At 67.4% G+C, this 20552-nt stretch carries 13 protein-coding genes and 1 pseudogene; 6 read left to right on the top strand and 8 right to left on the bottom strand.

Features of this window, described 5'->3' with window-relative positions; genetic code table 11:
• Positions 1-39: 39 nt before the first annotated feature.
• The 5 genes from Pflav_RS05430 to Pflav_RS05410 all read right to left on the bottom strand — a co-directional run bounded on the left by Pflav_RS05430 (position 40) and on the right by Pflav_RS05410 (position 5523).
• The gene (locus tag Pflav_RS05430) at positions 40-528 is read right to left on the bottom strand and encodes a hypothetical protein (protein WP_173034228.1); all 489 of its coding nucleotides are present in this window, start codon (positions 526-528) and stop codon (positions 40-42) included.
• Positions 503-1000 (bottom strand): S8 family serine peptidase, encoded by a 498-nt coding sequence (locus Pflav_RS05425; protein WP_232071004.1) that lies wholly within the window; start codon positions 998-1000, stop codon positions 503-505. The genes Pflav_RS05430 and Pflav_RS05425 overlap by 26 nt, the downstream gene beginning before the upstream one ends.
• A gap of 814 nt (positions 1001-1814) precedes the next feature.
• Positions 1815-2213 (bottom strand): thioredoxin family protein, encoded by a 399-nt coding sequence (locus Pflav_RS05420; protein ID WP_173034226.1) that lies wholly within the window; start codon positions 2211-2213, stop codon positions 1815-1817.
• A 383-nt stretch (positions 2214-2596) separates the two neighbouring features.
• The gene (locus Pflav_RS05415; RefSeq protein WP_173034224.1) at positions 2597-3022 is read right to left on the bottom strand and encodes an Imm1 family immunity protein; all 426 of its coding nucleotides are present in this window, start codon (positions 3020-3022) and stop codon (positions 2597-2599) included.
• Positions 3023-3195: 173 nt separating this feature from the next.
• Complete coding sequence (locus Pflav_RS05410) at positions 3196-5523, bottom strand: AfsR/SARP family transcriptional regulator (RefSeq protein WP_173034222.1); 2328 nt, start codon at positions 5521-5523, stop codon at positions 3196-3198.
• Positions 5524-5925: 402 nt separating this feature from the next.
• On the opposite strand from Pflav_RS05410, the pseudogene istA reads away from it, so the two are divergent.
• From istA to Pflav_RS05385, 6 genes and pseudogenes are all read left to right on the top strand, one after another.
• Positions 5926-7446 (top strand): annotated as a pseudogene (gene istA, locus Pflav_RS05405) (IS21 family transposase); the annotation flags it as partial.
• 128 nt (positions 7447-7574) lie between these two features.
• Positions 7575-7787 (top strand): hypothetical protein, encoded by a 213-nt coding sequence (locus Pflav_RS05400; RefSeq protein WP_173032598.1) that lies wholly within the window; start codon positions 7575-7577, stop codon positions 7785-7787.
• Complete coding sequence (gene istB, locus Pflav_RS05395) at positions 7784-8560, top strand: IS21-like element helper ATPase IstB (RefSeq protein WP_173032803.1); 777 nt, start codon at positions 7784-7786, stop codon at positions 8558-8560. Before Pflav_RS05400 ends, istB begins: the two co-directional genes overlap by 4 nt.
• 681 nt (positions 8561-9241) lie before the next feature.
• Positions 9242-13258, top strand: coding sequence for a WXG100-like domain-containing protein (locus Pflav_RS44895; RefSeq protein WP_232071003.1), 4017 nt, complete (start codon positions 9242-9244; stop codon positions 13256-13258).
• Positions 13248-16424 carry a CyaA/EF/ExoY family adenylyl cyclase toxin gene (locus Pflav_RS05390; protein ID WP_232071002.1) on the top strand — a complete coding sequence of 1059 codons (3177 nt, stop codon included), beginning with the start codon at positions 13248-13250 and terminating at the stop codon, positions 16422-16424. Before Pflav_RS44895 ends, Pflav_RS05390 begins: the two co-directional genes overlap by 11 nt.
• Before the next feature lie 115 nt (positions 16425-16539).
• Entirely contained in the window at positions 16540-17640 is a 1101-nt protein-coding gene (locus Pflav_RS05385) for a hypothetical protein (RefSeq protein ID WP_173034218.1), read from the top strand.
• A gap of 68 nt (positions 17641-17708) precedes the next feature.
• On the opposite strand, the gene Pflav_RS05380 is transcribed toward Pflav_RS05385, so the two are convergent.
• The 3 genes from Pflav_RS05380 to Pflav_RS05370 form a co-directional block, all read right to left on the bottom strand.
• Positions 17709-18407: a hypothetical protein gene (locus tag Pflav_RS05380; RefSeq protein ID WP_173034216.1), complete on the bottom strand. Its 699-nt coding sequence runs from the start codon at positions 18405-18407 to the stop codon at positions 17709-17711.
• A gap of 82 nt (positions 18408-18489) precedes the next feature.
• Positions 18490-19443: a peptidase inhibitor family I36 protein gene (locus Pflav_RS05375; protein WP_173034214.1), complete on the bottom strand. Its 954-nt coding sequence runs from the start codon at positions 19441-19443 to the stop codon at positions 18490-18492.
• A gap of 89 nt (positions 19444-19532) precedes the next feature.
• Complete coding sequence (locus Pflav_RS05370) at positions 19533-20528, bottom strand: beta-ketoacyl-ACP synthase 3 (RefSeq protein WP_173034212.1); 996 nt, start codon at positions 20526-20528, stop codon at positions 19533-19535.
• Positions 20529-20552 lie beyond the last annotated feature (24 nt).

Here is a 20552-nt window from a genome sequence, read left to right as displayed (position 1 = left end):
TTAGCAGCGGGAGTAGCGGGCAAGCGCCGGCCGACCGCATCACCGCAGTCCGTACGCGCGGAGCACGGTCTGCTCGATCGCGTTGCCGGCCGTGTCGCGGGCCCGTACGCGCAGCGATACCGTGCCTCCTGGCGCGCCGCCGGCGGCGATCGTGGCCACCACCTCGCGTCCGGTGCCGTTGATTCGCGCCGCCCGCCATGACAGCCCCTCGTCGAATGAGACGTCCACTGTGATCCGGGCGCCGCGCGGCGCGGGCAGGCCGGGCTGCTGGCGCACGGTCACCGGCAGGCGGTGTGGGTGGCCTGCGGATACCGTGCCGCACAGGTCCGTGGGCGGGGCGTAGTCCAGTTGCAGCAGGGGAAGCAGCGCCCTTGTCCCGGGCAGCGGTCGGTCGGAGCGGAACTCCCACACCGTTTCCGTGGCGCTCCCCCACAGCCACTCGTCACGGATCTCGGTGCCCGGCTCACCGCGGCGTACGCTCAACGCCAGCTTGTACACGCCTTCACCGCCGGTGGTGCCGGCCGTCACGTCCTGGCGGGCGCCGGGTGACCGGCACGGTGGCCGTCCCGCCGGCCGGCACGGTGACCGGGGTCAGCGACGGGACGATCCCACGCGGCGCGGCGATGTCCACAGTGGTCGGGTTCGGTCCTGCGTTCGTGTAGACGAGGTCCTCCGTCACCGGCACAGGCTCGGTGTGCAGCCCGTCGTCGCTGAGCACCTTGCCCGAGAGCACCCGCGCCCCGGGCGCGACGCCCTTGCGCAGGCCGCCAGAGGCCGCACCCGTGCCGGCGGCGATGGCGGCCACGTGCGTGCCGTGTCCCACGTGGTCCTCCGCGGCCGGACTGTCGGAGAAGTTCACCGCCGCGTCCACCTTGCCGGCCAGATCGGGATGGCTGGCGTCGACGCCGGTATCCAGCACGGCGATGTCGATGCCGCTGCCGTCGTACCCGGCCCGCCAGACCTCCGGTGCGCCGATCTGGGCCACGCTGCGGTCGAGCACCGGCCGGACCCGGCCATCCAGCCAGACCTTGGCGACGCCGCTCCCGGCGCCCGCCGCGCGTGCCGCGCCAGGCGCCTGCGCGAGGCCGGTCGATGTCCAGAAGCCGCCGAGCGCGCCCGGACCGACCCGGAATGCGGCACCCCGATGCTCGGCAGCTCCCGCACGGCACTCGCGGTGGCCGGCGTTCCGCTACGCTCACCCGCTCCATATTGGACGATCAGCGGGAGCGCGGCGTCGCCGCCGAAGCCTTCCTCGACAAGCTCGGATACGTCGAACAGGTCCTCGTCCAGCACGCCGGCGGCGACCGCCGCGACCGCGTCGGCGGGTAGCACCCGGAGCTCACCCTCGACCTCCTGAGTGTGAAAGACCATCCGCTCCCGGCCCGGTCCAGGCCGGACGGAGGCGGCAAACCGGCCGCCGCCGGCCGGACTGAGATCCACGATGTCGCCGGTCACGAGCGTGACCCGTACGCCGGACGCGGCCTCCGGCGCCTTTCGGTCAACCGGGGGTGGGGCGCCGCGTGGACCCCCGCCGGTACGACGGTGGCGACGGCCGCCAGCGTGCCGACCAAGACAGCGGCGATTCGGCTCGATGCAGACAAGATCCACGCTCCTCACTAGCGCCAGGGCCGCGCAAAGGCGCCATGTCACTTAAGTGCCAGCGAATCGATACATGTATATTTCGAAGATCCTGCTGCCGAACCCTCGCGGACACGTTGATGCTGGTCGTGACGCGGGTCGGAGGCTTGTGGCCGCCCGCCAGCGCCGCCTTTGGCGACACTGGCGGGGCGATCCGGTCGCGACGCTGGCACCCGTCAGTAGGGCCCGCCCAGGAAGGGTGAGCCGACCACACCGGACTGCAACGACTCGACCATCCAGTCCCTGTACTCCTCATCCATGTCCGCGTTGGCCACCTCGTCCACTTCCTCGGTGAGGTCGGCGGCGGAGATGACACCGTGGAACCGCCGGGCAGGCAGGCCGTCGCGGTAGATCACGATGGTGGGTAGGACGCTCAGCCCGTGCACCTTGGCGAGGTCGCCCTCACGCGTCGGATCCACGCACCAGACCTGCACGACGGGGTGCTGCGCCACGAAGCTGTCGAGCTCTGGCTGGAAGTTTTGGCAGGCCCGGCTCTCGGCGGTCCGGAAGACGAGGACCGCGAGTCCCTGTGCGAGAACGGTGTCGTGCTGGTCGGCGGAAAGTGCGTTGATCACGCCGGTGAAACGCCCGGCCGGCCTGGCGGGTTCAGCCGACGGCGGTGTCGTTTGACAGGCCGGTCGCCGTCTCTCCGCCCAGGGCCGAAAGACCGGCGAAGGTGGCCGCGGCATGCCGCATGAGCGTCCTGGGCTCGACGACTATCGAATGATGATCGATCATCGACGAGCTCCGGGTTGACTTGACACGTGATCGTCGGCTGGCCCTTACCGGACCCAGCGAGCCGATCGAGCCGCGACGGACGGCCTCGAAGGGGGTGCTTGGAGATGAAGCCATCGACCCGCGTCGACTGGTAAACAAAGGTCTCGGGTGGCCAGGGATATCCACCCCCGGCCACCCGGAGCCTTCGAACCGGTGCGCGAGCTGACGCCTAGGGTTTGCGCTACCAGAGCCGCGCCGGTGGGCAACCCCAACTCACGGCTTCGGTGGGCTGGCCTGTGGCGAGGTATGACAGGGCCAGCGCCGAGACATGCTCGGGGGTGATGCGGGTCTCGTTGGGGTGGAAAGTCGTCTGCGTGCCGTCGAAGTCGAACGAGATGTCGCGCGCCCAGGGCCACACATCCCGGTGTACCGCGTACCCAGCGGACGGCTGCCCGATCGGAAAGGCGAAGCCCCGCCGCTGGTGCCCGACGCCGAGGTGAAGCCCCCGGCCAACACACAGGCCGGCCGCGTCACCGCGAATCTTGAGGGTGACGACCACCGGCTTTTGACGCCGCTGCAGCGACGTCAGTAGCGAGGCGACGTCGCCGGGGCTGCCCAGGTCGTAGTGGTGGCCATCGGCCCAGGTCGCCACGTACTGCACTGCCATCTATCCGAACGCCCTTTCCGGCCGGGGATCACATCTCGTGTGTGATAGAGCACAGCAAGTAAAGGCGACCGCGGGATACGTTTACAACGACCCTGATACGTTTCCTGCCCGGCGATACCGGCGCCCTTGCCCTCACAGACCCACGGTCATTCATCCGTTGTCGGGACACCCGCTCATTTGTGAGCTTGGCGCGCCTCCCGCGCGGCCGAGTGTTCGCGGATCTCAAGCAGCCGCAACGCGCGACCCCACGCACACTGGGCCGCATCGACATTGCCCAGGCTCTGCTGGTAGTAACCCAGGTGAACCAGGGCATCCGCTTCGTCGCACCGGTCGCCGAACTCATGGAACATCTCTATGGCGCGCTGGTAGGCCCCGGGACCATGCCGCGCGGCCAGCTTGACGGCGTCCACAAGGGACTGGTGTGTCGCGGTGAGCCACATCAGGGCCGCCGCGGGGTCCGTGATGTCCTCGGACTCGACGCCCTCGGTGGATAAAGGCTCGGATGCCTGGTCCGACTCGGGGTCCAGCTGGTGCACCACAGCACGCGCTGTCTGGTTGTAGTGGTCGAGCAAGCGGCAAAGTGCGGCCTTGCGGTCCGCTTCGGGGTCGACGGCCTGCGCCTGCTGCGCGGCGTACGCACGCACCAGGTCATGAAGCAGATAACGACCCGGCGACGGCTGCCGGGCAAGGCTCGCCTGGACCAGCTCGTCCAGGTGTGGGCGAACCTGCCGGGCCGAGATACCGGCGAGGCTGGCTGCGGTCGCTGCCGACGCCTCAGGTCCGGGATGCAGGGCGAGCAGGCGCAGAACGCGGGCGCCGGGTGGACTGAGCCGCTCGTACGACCAAGAGAAAATGCTGCTCAGGTCGACCGTGGGGTCCGTGTCCTCGAACGAGTCGAGTGTGCCCTGGTCGGTCGACAGCTGCGCGGGGATCGCGGCGACCGAGTTTCGCGGGTTGAGGACGTCACGGGCCGCGACCAGGCTGAGCGCCAGTGGCAGCCCGCCGCAGCGGTCCACGAGGGTGTCGATGTCGGCCCGGCTGGCCGCGCTGGCCCGAGGGCCGGGGCCGAGGCGGCGGCGCAGGTATGCACGCGCGTCCTGCTCAAGCAGCACGTCGAGCGATATCGGCCGGGCCTGTTCGATGGCGACCAGGCTTGGCATCTGCTGCCGGCTGGTCACAAGCACCAGGCAGCCGGGCGACCCAGGCAACAGCGGACGGACCTGTCCGGCGTCTTGGGCGTTGTCCAGCAGCAGAAGCATCCAGCGGCCGGCCATCAGGCTCCGGTACAGCGCGGCCTGCGCATCGACGCCGTCGGGAAGCCAACCCGGGTCGACGCCAAGCGCGTCAAAGACCCTGCGCAGGGCCTCCAACGGATCCATTACCACGCGTGAAGGATGGAAGCCGCGCAGGTTGACGTAGATTTGCCCATCCGGGAATCTCGCCGCCACCCGGTGTCCCCAATGGACGGCGAGCGCGGTCTTGCCGGTGCCGGCCAGCCCGTGGATGGTACTGATCAGCATCGCTGGCGCTGTGTCGCCATCGGTGGGCAGGAGCGCGTCGAGGCTGGCCAGTTCCGCCAGGCGACCGGTGAAGTCGGGTAGGTCGGCGGGGAGCTGGGCGGGCGTCGCGAACGCCCGGCGGCTGCTCGGTAGGGCGAGCGTTGCCGTCTTGTTGACCGACGGCGCTGGCGCGGCCGCGGCATGCCGGGACGATGAAACAGCCACGGGTTGGGCCGGCGAGGGCGGGTCCGGCTGGGCCCTCAGGATCTGCCGATGCAGCGCCTGTAGCTGCGGGCTGGGATCCACCCCCAGCTCCGCCGCCAGTGTGTCGCGGGCGTCCTGATAGACGACTAGCGCCTCGGCCTGCTGCCCCGAGCGATAGAGCGTGAGCATGAGCAGGCGCCAGAAGCGCTCGTCCAACGGGTGCTGAGCCACGAGCGAGGCCAGCTCGTCACCAGCGGATACGTACGCACCGCGGTCGATATCCGCGGCCAGCAGGGCTTCCATGGCGTTGAGCCGCAGCTTGGCCAGGTTGGCCCGGTGCCGCTGCATCTGCCGCCCGGGCAGCCCGGCCAACGGCTCGCCTTTCCACAACGCCAGCCCTTGACGCAACAGGTCGGCGGCGCCCGCGGTGTCGGCCTGCTGCCGAGCTACCTCCGCGGCGCCGACAAGCTGCCGGAACGTCGCCAGGTCCAGCTCCTCCGGCCCGACGTCGACCAGGTATCCCGCGCCAGCCGATGCGATCACCGGCATGGCCGCCCCCTCGGGAGTGAGCACGCGGCGCAGCCGGTAAACGCAGGTACGGATGGCGGCCTCCGCCGTGCGAGGCGGCTCACCGTCCCAGACCATCGCCGTCAGCTGCTGGATGGAGACCGGAACACCCGCCTGCAGCAGCAATGACACGAGTACCGCCTGCTGTTGTGGCGAGCCAAGTGCCAGCTCTACCAGGCCGCGCCGCGCCCCGACAGGCCCCAGCAGCGTGAACCACGTACGGTCACCCACGCGCGGCCCCTCGAATGCCCTTGCCGCCGATCCAGGCTCGGCGCAACAAGCCCCATCAACAGTGGCAAGGCCCCTTGCAGCCCGACTGACCAGGCCGCGTGGTCTCCCCGCTACCCCACCCGGTGCGAGTCGCTCCACGAATCCGGCCTGGTCAGCACCACCGGAATTCCCTTCACCCGAGACAAGCCAACAACGCCGAGATACGCAATGTCGGCGCTCACGTAATTCCCCACCTGTAGCGGTCTGACGCTCACGTAATTCCCCACCCGCTCGCTCACCTAATTCCCCAGGTGAGGCGCCTGGGCGCCTAGGGCTCCCAGTGGGGTGGTCCTCGCGATCTTGAAGAGTTCTCCCTTGTCCGGGTGACGGGTGAGGGAGCTGATGGCGAGGAGAACGTTCGACGTGGTCGATGTGACCGAGATCTTCATCCACTGGTACGCGGGCCGGTCGATCAGCGAGGTGGGCACGTCGCTGGGTGTGGATCGTAAGACGATCCGCAAGTACCTGGCCCCGGCGGTCGCGGCTGGGTTCGTGCCGGGTGGGCCGGCGATGAGTCAGCAGGACTGGGCGGCGCTGGTGACGCGGTGGTTCCCTCAGTTGGCCGATACCCGGTTGCGGCAGGTGACCTGGCCGCAGATCGCTAAGCATCACGAGTACATCACTGCCCAGCTGAAGTTGGGGGTGACGCAGGCGACGATCCACCAGCGGCTGCGGGACGAGCACGGCCTGACCGCGTCGGTGGCGTCGTTGAAGCGGTATGTGGCGGCGAACCTGCCGGAACAGGTGCGCCGGGACCGGGTCGTGGTGCTGCGCGATGAGACGGACTTCCCGCCGGGTGAGGAGGCCCAGATCGACTACGGGCATCTGGGCCATTGGGTAGATTCGGCGACCGGCAAGCGGCGTCGAGTGTGGGCGTTCGCCATGGTCCTTGCGTGTTCGCGGCACATGTTCGTGCGGCCGGTCCTGACCATGGATCAGCGGGCCTGGACCGAGGCACACATCGAGGCGTTCGCGTTCTTCGGTGGCACGCCGCGGCGGCTGGTGCCGGACAACCTGCGCACCGGGGTGGACAAGCCTGACCTCTACGACCCGAAGATCAACCGCTCCTATGCTGAACTGGCCGCCCACTACGGGGTGCTAGTCGACCCGGCCCGACGCGGCAAGCCGCGGGACAAGGCCCGCATCGAGCGGCCGATGCCGTATATCCGGGACAGTTTCTGGCGCGGTCGCCAGTTCGCGTCGCTGGAGGCGATGCAGGCCGCTGCGACCCAGTGGTGCGCCGAGGTCGCCGGCCGCAGGTCCTGCCGGCCGCTGGGCGGTGCGGCGCCGGCGTCCGTGTTCGCGGCTGTCGAAGCAGAAGTGCTGCAACCGTTGCCTGGCAAGGCGTTCGCGTTGGCGACGTGGTCGACGGCGGTGGTGGGACCGGACATCCACGCCAAGGTCGGTAAGACGATCTACTCGGTGCCGTGGCGGTTCATCGGCCAGCGTGTCGACGCCCGCGAGACACCGCTGGTGGTCCAGATCTTCCACAAGGGACAACTGATCGCCACGCACGGCCGCAAGCCACAAGGCAAGCAGACCGACTTCGGGCACTATCCGCCCGAGAAGATCGCGTTCCGGATGCGGACGCCGACCTGGTGCCGCACCCGCTCCGCCGAGATCGGCCCCGCCTGCGCTCAGGTCATCGCCGGGCTTCTGGAGGTCAACGCTCTGTTCCGGCTCCGCGCCGCGCAGGGCGTGCTCGGACTGGCCGACAAGCACGGCACCGCCCGTCTCGAGGCCGCCTGCACCAAGGCGATCGCGGCTGGCGACCCGTCCTACCGCACGGTCAAAGGCATCCTGGTCGCCGGCGCCGAGACCGACCCGCCACCACCGTCCGCTGGTGACGGCGGCGCCGCAGCGCACCTGCACGGCCCTTCGCAGCTGTTCGCGAACGTCATCCCCCTGCCCACCCCGAACGTCACGCTCGACATGGACACGGTCATCGCGGACGACGACCGCGGCGACGCTGGTGACGACGAGCAGCCCAGCGCCGCAGCGGGAGTGCTGGCATGACCGACCAGACCACCACGGCGACGGCGCCGCAGCCGGCCTACCCGCTGCCCCAGCCCGGCGGAGCAGATCCCCGGTTCACCTACGGCCTGCTGCACGACGTCGCCGAAGTGTTGCAGCGCAACGGTTTTCCCCGCCCGGCCGGCACCGACTGGGCCGACCTGATGGCCGCCCTGCACCACTTCCTCTACCAGCCCAAGGAGACCTCGTGACCATCGTCGACACCGCGCTGCACGACAGCCTGCGCGCGTTGAAGCTCTCCGGCATGCTGCACACCCTCAACGCCCGCCTGGCCCAAGCCCAAGCCGGCGAGCTCGGCCACCTGGAGTTCCTGCAGGTGCTCTGCCACGACGAGATCACCCGCCGGGAAACCATGGGCATGCAACGCCGGCTGCGCCGCGCCCGCTTCGACCAGACCACCACCCTGGAGGAGTTCGACTTTCACACCAGCCCGAAACTGCCCGCCGCGCAGATCCGCGACCTGGCCGCGCTGCGCTGGCTGCAGGCCGGCGAGTCGGTCATCCTGCACGGCCCGGTCGGCGTCGGCAAAACCCATATAGCGCAAGCCCTCGGGCACCTCGCCATCCGCCGCGGCGCCGACGTCCGCTTCACCAAAACCAGCCGCGCCCTAGCCGACCTCGCCGGCGGCCACGCCGACCGCACCTGGCCCCGCCGCCTCGCCGAGCTCGCCCGTCCCGCGTTGCTGATCCTGGACGACTTCGCCATGCGCGAACTGACTGCCCAACAGGCCGACGACCTCTACGAACTCATCTCCGAACGCGCCCAGGCCGGCCGGTCCTTGATCGCCACCTCGAACCGGTCACCGGCCGACTGGTATCCGCTGTTCCCCAACCCCGTCGTCGCCGAATCGCTGCTGGACCGGCTCATCAACACCAGCCACCAGGTCTTCATGAACGGACCCAGCTACCGCCCCAACAAACGACCCGGCCGAGCCGGCTCGACAACACCGACCGGCACCAAGTAGAACATCAACCGAGGGCCACACCCTGGGGAATTACGTGAGCCCAGACCCGGGGAATTCCGTGAGCGACGACACGCAACGGATACGCAACCGATGGACGCACAGCCAGCCAACAGCGGCGACCGAGGCGGCTCCCGCTGGGCACCGCGACCTGCGTCGCGGTAGCCCAGCACGGAAGAGCAGGAGCAACGCGGGACCGCCAATTCGTAGTGGCTTGATGCACCCGAGGACGGGCGATCGGAGGATCGGGTTCGATGCCGCCCACACCGCCAAGCCGCGTGGCGGTGTTGTTTGAGGCGCGGTCAGGCGCGCCGGGGCGGCGCCTGCAACATCGGGTTTTGGTTTGTCAAGGGGTCGGTTGAACCAACCTTTGGGTTCGCTCGTCTAGGGGGAAGCGGCACCAAAACGCCGGGGTGAAGCGGTCCGAGCAGCGGTGAAGGGGGACGTCGCTGGTCAGGGCGTCTATCCGTTGTTGATGGCCTGGGTATGTCGGGGTTGTTGGCTGACCCGTTGTTGAACAGCAGACGACCAGTGGCTGGCCAGGCCCGGGCCTGTGCTGGTGCGTTGGGGGGCTTGATGGCCGTTTTTGAACCGGGCGGGGGCCGGTTCCCGCACGGTGGTGGCTGCGTGGGTGAGCTGCTACCCGTCCTGTGGCCTGTGGCCTGAGCTGGGGTATCGGGCGGCATGGGTATCGAGGTATCGGATGAGTTGGCCAACTTGTTGTTGGTGTTGACTGGTGAGGAGTTTCCGAGGTCGGACGAGTCGCAGTTGTGGGCGTTGGCGGGGGTGTACGCGGATGCTGCGGCTGGGATCGATGACGCTGTCCCGTTGCTGGTGGCGGGCATTGGGGCGGTGCGGTCGGAGTCGGAGGGTCCGGCGGCTGATGCTTTTGTGAGTTCGATGGAAGCGTACATGTTGGGCGAGGATGGTTATTTGCCGTTCGCGTCGAGGTATGTGCGTTTGTTGGGGGATAATCATGAGGACCTCGGGTTGGAGGTTTTTCATGCGAAGATGATGACGTTGGCGACGTTGATCCAGCTGCTGGCTCAGTTGTTGTTGGCGTTCGCGTTGGCGTGGGCTAATCCGGCTGGTCCGTTTATGGCGATGTTGATGGCCAGCGCGTTGTTGCGTTTTTTGTTGTCGTCGGTGCTGTTCAACTTGTTGTTGAAGTTGTTGGTCAGCGTGATGGCTGGTGTGGCGTTGCAGGTGCTGCTCGAGGTGCTGGTCCAGCGGTACGAGATAGATCAGGGCAAACGCGCAGCGTTTAACCCGGAATCTTTGAAAGCCGCGGCAGGAGTGGGCGCCCTCGGTGGTGTGATCGGACTCGGCCCGGACCTGCTCGGTGACTGGCTGGCAAAAGCACTGAAGAAGAAGGGCTGGCTGGGCCCGCCATCCCCGACCGGCAAACCTTCCACAGTGCTGCCTCCGCCGAGCAAGCCACCAGCGAGCGGGCCAGACGTCCCGAACCCGAAACCAGACCCGAAACCAGACCCGGGCCCGAACCCGGTGCCGGATCCGAAGACGGGTCCGGATGGTGTCCCGGGCAGCCGGGACGCCGCCAGCCCGCGGGGTTTGGACGTGCGCCCGGACGGGACGGTCCGGTTGCCGGGCGGGACAGTGCTACCCGCTCCGGGAAGCCAGCCGAACTGGCGGCAAACGTGGTTCGACTACCTGTCCCAAGCCGGCTCGGAAGCGTTGACCGAGTTCCTGACCGAAGGCAGCTGGCACGCCATCCAAGGCGAAGGCTTCAAAGCCAACGGCGCAGCCGCCGCATCAGGCCTAGCCTCCGCCACCGCCGACCACATCGGCAAAAACGCCGGCCGCCACGCCAACCACAAACTACCCCCACCATGGAACAGCAACAACCCACCCACCCACTCCGACAACCCCACCCCCAAAAGCACCAACACCAACACCAACCAAGACAGTATTCACGAACCCACACCACTCAACAGCCACGACAGCCACGGCTCCGACAACGACGTCGACAGCTATGACAGCCCCGGCTACGACCGCTACGGCTCGGACAGCGACAGCTACGGCTCTGACTGGAATACCGATACCGTGGTCGGTGCCGGCGGTCCGGACACCAGCGGGGCGGGCAGCCCTCAGACGGCAGTCCCACCCACCGGTTGGCGCGCCGACCCACCCACCACCGCCTGGCCGCAGGCCGGACCCGTCAACAGCCCACCAGCCAGCACAGGACCCGCCGGATACACGCCCACCTCTGCCGCGGCGCCGCCACAAACCGGCGCTGGCGTGCCGCCGTCGCCGGCATCCGCTAGTCCCAGCCCGTCAACCACGCCCAACACCGATCCGAGCCAGCCACCAGCCTCCAACATGGACACGGGCCCGGTCACCAAACCAGACAGCCAACCGGGTACCAACCCCAGCACGGGCTCCATCCTGGACACAGCACCCGCTCCCGGCCCAACCATCGGCGATCCGGCGGTCGATGGGCTGGCGAGCCCACCGGCCGCCACTTCCGCCGCAGGGAGCGGTCCGGTGGGCGGAGCCGGCACGAACAACACCTCAGGACCCGCCCCAACCAGCGGGCCGAACACCACGCCAGGTCCGCAGACGGGTTCGCCGCCCGGCCGGAACCCAAGCCCGGTATCACCACCCGGCTCCACACCGATGGCCGGGAGCGGGTCGACGCAGGCGCCCGCCGGTGTCCCGGACAGTTCCTCGCCGCCGCGTGGCCGTGTCCAGGATCGAGCCGCCGGGCCCGGCTCGTGGGCCACCGTCCCTGACCGCGACGGCGTCCTCCCCGAACGCAGCAGCACGGAAGGCCCAAGCCCGGCCGACACCGACGGTGGGAACAATCCTCCCCCAGCGCGCACAAAGCCCGAACCGCGGAACGAGACCGCCCAGCAACCGCTTCCTGCCCGGCCGGCGCCGCCACCGGCAGATCGGCCCGGTCCGGCCCCGGGTCCGCCGGCAAGCGACCGTTTGACGCTCGGCAAAACCTCCTGGCTCGTGGACGGTGCGCCGTTGATTGTCCGGAGGGCCGCTCATCGGGGCGGACGGTCCGCGCTGTTCATCGGTCGCCCCATCGGCTACGGGAGCCGGTGGGTGCTTCCGGCACGCAAAGCGACCTCGGTAATAGTGAAAGTCGCCGGAGACTTCGCCGAGGTTTCGGTGATTCGGCACGGTCGAGTCGAGAAGGTGCGGCTGACAGCCGCGCAGCTGGGTCGGATCGTCTGGACCGAACTCGACAACAATCCGAGACGAAACGACCGCGTACAGCGCGTACAGTTGGTCCCCACCGGCAGGGGCCGACCATCACCCAAGTTTCTGGCCGACTTCGCACACGCCTCAAAGTTGGCGGTCGAACCACCCGGCATCGCCGACCTCGCACGCGCGAAAGCAGCAGCGATTGGACGGCTCGCCGTGACATATGCCGACCGGCTATCCGCCGCGACACGCAGCGTGCGCCACCGATCGGCGGCCGGCCGGGCATCCGCGACACGGCGGCCGAGGAACGTGATGGCATGGGTGCGGGTAGTAGCAAAACCTAAACCCCGGCTGACGGATCTACCGCCCGGTGCGGTCCCGGTCTCGGTCGCCCAGAAGTCGAAGGCTCCGGACCGCAGGTGGCCGCTCAAGAAGTTGGTGAACCGCCGAGGGCATCCCCGGCGTGATGTGTTGCCTGTGGGTGCCGGGTCTGTGCCGGGCAGGATGCGTGGGTGGTTGGGTCGGCGGCGGCGTGGTGGACCGGTCCGGATCGAGGCCACTGTCCAGACCAGCGGTGTGTCGGACGATGCTGGTCTGCGGGAATGGGTGAAGGCGGCTTTCGAAACGGGGACTTCGAGCGGGTCCGGGACGGGTTCGCCTGGTGCCGGGCTGATGGAGTTGCTCGGGTCGCACGAAGCGCGTGCTGTTCGTGACTTGGTGCCGCCGTTGGCGGACGAACCTTCGGCCGATCAGGTCGCGGTTTGGGTGCGGGAAGCGCAGGACGCGTACCGGCTAAAGTATGAAAAGGAACGTGGAACCGACGCGCCGTGGCGTCCGGAGCTACTCGAATCCGCCCAGGCGCGTTCGGCGGTGGCTGAGGCGGTAGAGCGGCGGCGGTTGGCTGCCCGGATCGACGGTGGTGACCAGGACGTGGTCGCTGCGGTGGTCGAGTTTTTCGAGGCCCAGCAGATGCACAGCTCGCGAGACGTAGCCCTTGTCGTCCTGGACGCGATGCGTGGGCGAGGACAACCCAACCTCGCCACGGCCAAGCCGACATCACGCCCGCGCCCGCTGGCCGGCCCAACCAGACCCACAGCCACGCCGATCAACCCGGCGACCCCTTGGGAAGCAGTCACGGCCGCCGATTCAGCGACCCCCTGGGAGACGTCAGTAGACGACGGGGCCGCCGGCCGCCAGGCCAAGCAACAGGACCTGGATCACCGAAGAGCGCAGGAGTTGTTCCTGGCATTAGAGGGCGGACGCAGGACCGGATGGGAACGTCTGGGCGTGCTCGCGCCACACGAGCAGGACCCCGGACAGCCACCATGGTTCCAACAACAGCTGCGCCCCCAGGAATCCGATGACCGACCAGCCGCGGCCCACCCCCACCAGCCGCAAGCAACACCAAACCCCGGCCGGTGCGCACAACACTCCCCCGCCAACACAGAACCACACCCAGACCCCAGCCGCGGAGCTCGGCTCTTGGGCCGCCGGCACCGTCGACGGCGATGCCGTGTCCAATAGCGGCAGCCGCGATCAGCAGACCCCTGGTGGCAGCGCCGGCATGTCCGACGGCACCGCGTCCGACGACGGCTCGGATCGCAAGACGCTGGCCGATGCGACCGTTGGGGACAGCCCTGCGGTGCCGCGTCCGAAATCCCAGCCCGTGCCGGTCGGCACTCTGTCTAATCCAATGCGTATGGAGGATCTGATCGTTTGGGTGGACAGCGAGTTGAGGAGCCGCAACTGGACGGAGCGTTACAGCGAGGCGGAGGTTCAAAAGGCGGTTCAGGTGGTGGGTCAACCGCCGGGCGGTACCGAGCGGGCGCTAGTTCGCGCGGTGGCGGATCAGTTGATGCGTGCTACCCCGGGCGGCCCGTACGACCGGCGCCTGTATGGTGCCGGGCGCTCGGATATTCCGGCCGGTACACCTGAGGAGGGCCAAGGGCAGCCGAGCGGGTCTGGTGCGGTTGCAAGTACGGATACCTCCTCGTCCGCAGCACAGCAGTCACCGAGCGGACGCGGCCTCATCGCCGTCCCACGCGGCGGTGACGCGCTCCTCCACGCAGTGCTGCGGAGCGCACGTACACATGGGCTCGAAAATTTCGTCAAGAGCATCATCGGCGTGCCAATCGACAATCCAGCCGCCGTGACGCATCTGCGAAATGAGGCATTGAATCGGCTAATGCTCCCGAAGGGGCCCGTGCAACGGGAACTGGCAGATCTGGAGGAAGGGGAAGACGCGGCCTACAGGCTTTACATACTATTCGCCGACCTGCCGCCTGACCAATTGTCCGTTGCGGCCGACGAAGCAAACATGTTGAATCCCGATCACGCGATCTGGACTGACGCGCGGCGGGAAAGCAACTCGGCAGCAGCGAAGGCGGGAAGCACCTCGGCTGACGCCGCGGTCATCGAATTCGCAAACAACTTCGTGCGAAGCAGGCGTCAGTTGCCCTCCCTTCTTCAACTGCTCATCCATGGTTTGCAGGACGGCGCTGTCTGGAACTCGCGGCTCGGTGACCTACTGGTACCGACCCTTGCTGCGGTGTTTGACCTGTCAATCGTCGTCGAGCAGCCGGGCCAGGCGCCAATACAGCTGCGAGCGGGCGCTAAATACCACTTGCGGCTCGCCCGGCAGGACGAACAGTACGCCGCCGTGGGGCAGCGCGTCATCCGATCGGGTGCACCAGTAACCCTCGAGGCGGTGGAGAAGGAATACGGGATCCCTAAGAAAAACCGCGAGATGCTCCAGCAGATCGCCGACGAAAAGGACGTGATAATAGACGTCCGGCCGACGAACCCGGCTGCGGTACCGTGGCTGGAAGCAGGCTTCGCGCCCAAACCGCTCGAGCACAAAGGAAAGACGCTACAGGACAGAGACGTCAAGCTCGGTGCGCCCAGTGGCTACGCGGGACTGGCGGGGATCTTCGATCCAACATCCCCACAGTCGCCATCGGACGAAGGGCTACGGCACCGCTTCGAGTATCGGCAGAGGGAGCACAGCCTCCACGGGGCGGGCGCGGGGCCGTCCGGAATTGTGCTGGGACCAGATCTCATTAACATCAATGGAATCGTGCACCGGCGGATGCCGGCAGGCTTGAACAGAGCGGGACCAACCAAAGAGCTGATCCAAACGTACACCTGGAAACCAGTGACCGCAGATCATGACCTGTACGACGTGCTGGACGCCCGGACCGGGGAACGCGTTGCCGGCGCAAGACTGGAAGAGATCATCGCGACGCTGCGCCCTGCGGCGGTGGAGCACCCGCCACACATGGCATGGCAGCCCACCAACCAGTCCCACATCGCGGTCCGAAACGAAATCGTCGAAGAGTACCAACCTGGCAGGGCACCGCTTGTCCGGTTCACTCCGACAAGAGGGCTTGCCCAGCCAGACACGTCCAGACATGAACCTGGCGCACCGCCACCCGCCGCGCCGCCCTCCGCTACCGAAATATCGCTTGTGGACTGGGACGGCGAGCCGTACACCAAGGAACCGATGAATCCTGTGGAGACGGTCGGTCCGGTCGATGCGGCCCATCGTTTTCCGATCGACAACGAAATCGCCGACTCGTCACAACCATCGACGTCGGCTCCGCCGAGTCGCAAGCAATCCTCTGTCAGACCAGGCTTGTTCGAATCCGTACGCCGCATGTCTCGCGGGTCGGTCTTCAGCCTCTTCGGAACTACCCCTCCGAGATCGGGAACACCCTCACGGAATCAATCGATGGCATCCTTGGAGAACGCAACACTCCCACGTCGCGAGTCGACTACCGACAGCATCGGGTCGCTCGGTTCCCAATCGGCAACAGATCTCGCCCGTGCCATCTCCCAACCGAGAACACAGCGCCAAGGGTCAATTTTTAGTGAATCCAGTAGCCGGGGACGGACGGATTCCATCCAATCTTTCGACCCGACCCGCCTCTTTCCCAGTGCACCGTCCCGCTCATCCTCGCTTTCCCGGTCCGACGCACCGAAGTTCTCGAATCCGTTCGCATCCGAAAGTACCGAGCCTGAGAGCGTCGACCCGGCCGACCTTGTCGGCCCGGTTCGGGGTGGCCGTCTCGCGCCTCTCGACATTGGGTCAGGAAGGGCTGCCACGCCGGTGATCGGGGGCGCAACTGAACCTGACTCCAACTATGAGACGGTGCGTAAATTCCGACAAGATACCGCCTCGGTACCCTCTCGGTCAGCGGAACTGCAGGCAATCGATGATGCGGTCCGACGCTATGTCCAACGGACACCAGACAGCAACGGGAATGAGCAGCTGCTGCGTATCGACAAGGCCATCAGGGTGTGGCTGAAAATGCCGAGGGGCACGCGTCAGCGCGACCCCGCCGAAGACGAAAGCCAATTGATCAATCAAATACAGAAGCTACGACGAGCCGTCAAGCAACTCCTTGAGCCGCGCTCGGACCGTCTCGAGACGATCCGATCTCCGGGGTTTGGGGACACTACATTTACCGACGAACCCCAACCCATCGGCCCGCTGGTGCCCGTGGAATCCGCATCGCCCAGCCACGCCCCGGGCCGATCGGCAACGCAGTCAGAGCCGGGACGGTCGGCGTATCAACTCGGAGACTGGGCAATCACGGTCGCTCCGTCGGACAGAGCCACACCCAACGACGTCGATCCCGCCCGCGACAGGCCGGTCCGCGACACCCCGACGTCAGAGCCAGCCGCGTAAGAGTTGGGCACCCGCCTGACCACAGGGTTCCGCTGGCCCAGGTCAGGCTTGGACCATCCGGACCTCGGCCGGCCGCGCCGAATCGTCGGCTGCACACCCAGCCAGGTCCCCGTCGGTGACGTTGAACCGAGTAGCTCGACTGCGGATACGCAACCGATCGACGAACCACCAGATGGGCCCTGAACTGCCAATCCATCGACAGTCGATCGGACCTCCTACTGCCCACCGCTTCAACTTCTTCGCCGTCTGGCTCGACAAGGGAGACGTCGTCGGGGCCTCTGTCAGCGGCGCCGGCAAGCGCGTGAGCGGCTACGACCCGCGCCTGCGCGAGGTACACGGCTCGGTAGTCGACACATCCCAATGGCTTGCGCCGGCCAGCCCGTTGCCGCAGGGTGGAACGGCGGGCACCGACCACGTGGCCGACGAGGCGGGTTGGTACGCCGTCGCGATGCAAGGCGACGGGGGCGCGTACCAGCTGACCATCGGCGTGTATCGCCCGGCCCTGGAAGGCGCTGGCCGCCAGCAGACGATCTTCCTGGATTTTGATGGTGCGACTCTCGACACATCCATCTTTCCCTTCCCGGGCGGCGTCGAGCCAGGACCGCGTGCCCTGAGCCCGCTGCGCTCCTTCCTCGCCGGCTGGGGCCTGACCGACGCCGACGAAAGCGCGGTCATCGACGCCACAATCGCCAGCGTTGAGGAGAACCTGCTGGCGGACGTCGTCGCCCGGGGCGGGAATCCCAGATACTCCCTCCGGATCGTCGGCGGAACGATTGCCGAGTCCGGCATACCGACGATCGGGATCAGCCAGTACATCGATGCTGGCAACATGGAGACCGAAGACAGCGCACTCGTGCTGTTAGACCGGCTGAGTGCTCCCGCGCCGATCGCCGCGTCCGTAAACACGTACCTCGGCCCCGGTAGCGACCGGGTGCGGTTCGTCGGCCGTACCCTCGCGACGCTCATCTCCCACGAGATGGGCCACATGTTCGGCAACTTCCACACCGAGCCCTTCAACAGCACGGTGACGCTTTCGGACCAGGGTGGGAACCGGACCGGCTTGTACGGCGTCGGTGCGGACGGTTTCGGTGGCACGCCCGATTACGTGGACGTGGACTTCGGCGAGGATGTGCTCGTCGCCAACGAGGGTTGGAGCGGCCTTCAGGATTCGCTCAGCACCATCGCGTTCAGCGTGACCAGCGCACCTCGCTCCTGAGACGCCGACCGCGACGTCATGAACGCCGACCCTCTCGGCGTTCATGACGTCAAGGTTGGACGGACCCCTCAGTCGCCGAGTTTGGGCAACGCGGAGGGGCCGTTGTCGACGAACGTGAAGCTGGTGGGCGATCCGTCGCCGAGTTGCTCAGCGATCAGGCCGCCGCTGCTGCCCTCCAGCAGGTAGGCACCTCCATCGACCATGATGTTGTAGCTAGGGCGTCCGTTCTTCACCTGTTTCGCCTCCTCGATCGTGAACAGTTGGTTCTGCACGCCCACATCACAGGCTCTGGCGACGACCGTCGCGGGATTGACGCCATCCTCCTTCACCTGCATGCACGACGGTTCGCCCCCTCGGTCTGCCTTCGCCGTCTTGATCTGGAACCGGCCACCGCCCACCGGCGCCAGGACGAACAGGTCGCGGTCCGGGTCGCCGTCCAGCAGGGTCAGCCGGTCCGCGTCATTGAGGGCCAGAACCGATTCGAACGAGTCAACCGGCAGGATGACAACCTGCCGCTCGCCGCGCAGGATGGCGCTGGCGCTTCCGCCCCGGCTCGAGCCACCAGAGGCGGGCGGCTTGGCTACCTGACGACTCGGCGCAGGGGAAGTCGACGCGGGCAGACCCGACGCGGCAGGTGGGCTCGACGCGGGCGGACTTGGCGTGGCAGGAGCGCTCGGGGTGGCGGTCAGCCCCGTGGGATCCTCGCCGCCGCAGGCGGCCAGGAAGAGCAGCAGCAGAGCAGGACCGCCAATTCGCAATGTCTTCATGCACCCCAGGACGGGCGATCGGAACATCGGGTTCGATCCCGGTCACGCCGCCGAGCTGTGGTGGATCCGCCCGATGAGGGCGTCAGTCCCTCGAGGAGGTTGGTGTCGGGATTGCCCTGGGCTCCTGCCGTGAGCAGAACGCCGACAAGAACGTGTCGTTGGCCGCCGGATCGGTGCCCACATTGGAGGCCTTGCCGGGATTCACCACTGTGACGCCCGGTCCGGTCATCCACGGGGTGCGGTTGTCAGTAATGGCATTCGCCGGCTCGACAGCTCCGGTCTGCTTCACGGTACTGAACAGGCAGAACCGGTCGCTGTTGTTCACGACCGAGGATACCGCCCCGTCCACTCGGGATCCGTCCTTGAAGGTCTTGCCGGTGAAGTCGAGAATCTCGAACGGGGACCCGACCAGCTCCGGCAGGACCTCCATCTGGCCGTTGTAGTCGATGGCCGAGAACAGACACACCGCGTCTTCCGGGCAGCCCTTCTTCCTCCCGTCCGGGCTGACGAACGGACGGACGAACGCGTTGGTGGACCTGTCGATGAAGCCTTCCGGCTCGCAGAGGATCGACGAGAAGACGTTGTCGAACCTGGCGAACGCTCCACTGAACGTCCCAGAGCGCTGAGGGCTCACCTCGACGATGTTGTTGCCGTCGTCACCGCCGGCGTCCCACGCCGCACCGTCGCTGGCGCGCAGATCACCCCTGTTTGCCGCGCCGGTCTGCACGTTGTTGGTGAAGAGGCAGAACTTGTCGCTGTTGTTCACGTACGAGGAAATGTTGTCGTTGATAGGCGACCCGTCGGAGAACTGGCCGGCTCGACGCAGGTCAAGCATCCGGAATGGCTGCGCCGCCAGCGCGTCGAGCACAGCTATCGCGCCGCCAAGATTCTGTTCCGAGAAGACGCACACCGCGCCCGGCGGGCACTTCGCGGCATCACCCGCAGCGAGGTCGGGCCTTCCTGACGGTCCAGTCGCGGTGTCCCCGCCAGTACCGGAACCGCAGGCGGTCAGCGCGGTCAACGTCACCGCCGTCACGGCTACGAGCAGACGACTACCCCAGGCATTGAAACCCACCTACTACGCACCCTTCGTCTTTCGTAGCCGGAGACTGGCTCAACACGGGTTCAGGGAAGTGCGACGACCTGCGCGGAGTACGACAGGCCCGCGCCGAAGCCGACGAGCAGGGCCAGGTCGCCCGGCGCCGTACGCCCCTCGGCCCGCAACGCGTCCATGGCCAGCGGGATGGATGCAGCCGATGTGGTCCCCACCTCGGTGACATCCAACGCCACGTGCACGCGTGCGGGAAGTCGCAGCGTCGAGGCGACCGACTCGACGATCCGCGCGTTCGCCTGGTGCGGGATGAACGCCGTCAGGTCCTCGGCCGTGACACCGCAGATCCGCATGGCCTCACTGGCCACCTCTGGGATGGCCTGGACAGCCCAGCGAAAGATCTCCCGCCCTTCCATCCGCAGTGTCGGCGGACGGCCTCCATAGCCGACCTCGCGCCATGCCCGGTCGTATCCGAGAAGAGCGTGACTCTCGCCGGCGCTGCCCCAGACGACTGAGCCGATGCCCGCGGTGTGGCTGGGGCCGACGACTACGGCGCCGGCGCCATCGCCAAACAGGAAGGCCGTTCCGCGATCCGTCCGATCGACGATGTCACTCATCCGTTCGGAGCCGATGACCACGGCATAGGTGACCGACCCGCCGCGCACGAGCGAGTCGGCGACCGCGAGCGCATGAGAAAAGCCGGCGCAGGCGGCGCCGAGGTCCATTCCGGCCGCGGCCGTGGCACCAATGAGGTACGCGACCCTGGGCGCCGCCGTGGGTGCTCGGTCCAGGTAGGACATCGAGGCCAGGATCACGACGCCGACCTCTCCCGGGTCGACCGCGGCGTCGGCGAGCGCTTTGCGTCCGGATGCGGCAGCCATCTCCACGATTGTCTCGGCCGTGTTCGCATGGCGACGTCTAAGGATACCCGTTCGGCGGCGGATCCATTCATCGCTGGAGTTGATCGGCGCCCCGACGGTGTCGTTTCCGACGATGGTTGTCGGGCGGTACGTGCCCAACCCCAGAATCCGAGCCGCCGTCGTACCGGGCTTCAGCTGTAGCTCTGTCATTCACCGCTCTACCATCGGGTCTGC

Source organism: Phytohabitans flavus (genome assembly GCF_011764545.1).
GTDB classification, from domain to species: Bacteria; Actinomycetota; Actinomycetes; order Mycobacteriales; family Micromonosporaceae; genus Phytohabitans; species Phytohabitans flavus.
The sequence above is the reverse complement of the archived record's forward strand: the minus strand, read 5'-3'. Positions and strand labels throughout refer to the sequence as shown.

What these genes read in the sequence shown, in the direction of transcription:
- Pflav_RS05415 (WP_173034224.1), bottom strand. Translation starts at nt 3,022, where the DNA reads ATGGCAGTGCAGTACGTGGCGACCTGGGCCGATGGCCACCACTACGAC.
- Pflav_RS05370 (WP_173034212.1), bottom strand. Translation starts at nt 20,528, where the DNA reads ATGACAGAGCTACAGCTGAAGCCCGGTACGACGGCGGCTCGGATTCTG.
- Pflav_RS05380 (WP_173034216.1), bottom strand. Translation starts at nt 18,407, where the DNA reads ATGAAGACATTGCGAATTGGCGGTCCTGCTCTGCTGCTGCTCTTCCTG.
- Pflav_RS05400 (WP_173032598.1), top strand. Translation starts at nt 7,575, where the DNA reads ATGACCGACCAGACCACCACGGCGACGGCGCCGCAGCCGGCCTACCCG.
- Pflav_RS44895 (WP_232071003.1), top strand. Translation starts at nt 9,242, where the DNA reads ATGGGTATCGAGGTATCGGATGAGTTGGCCAACTTGTTGTTGGTGTTG.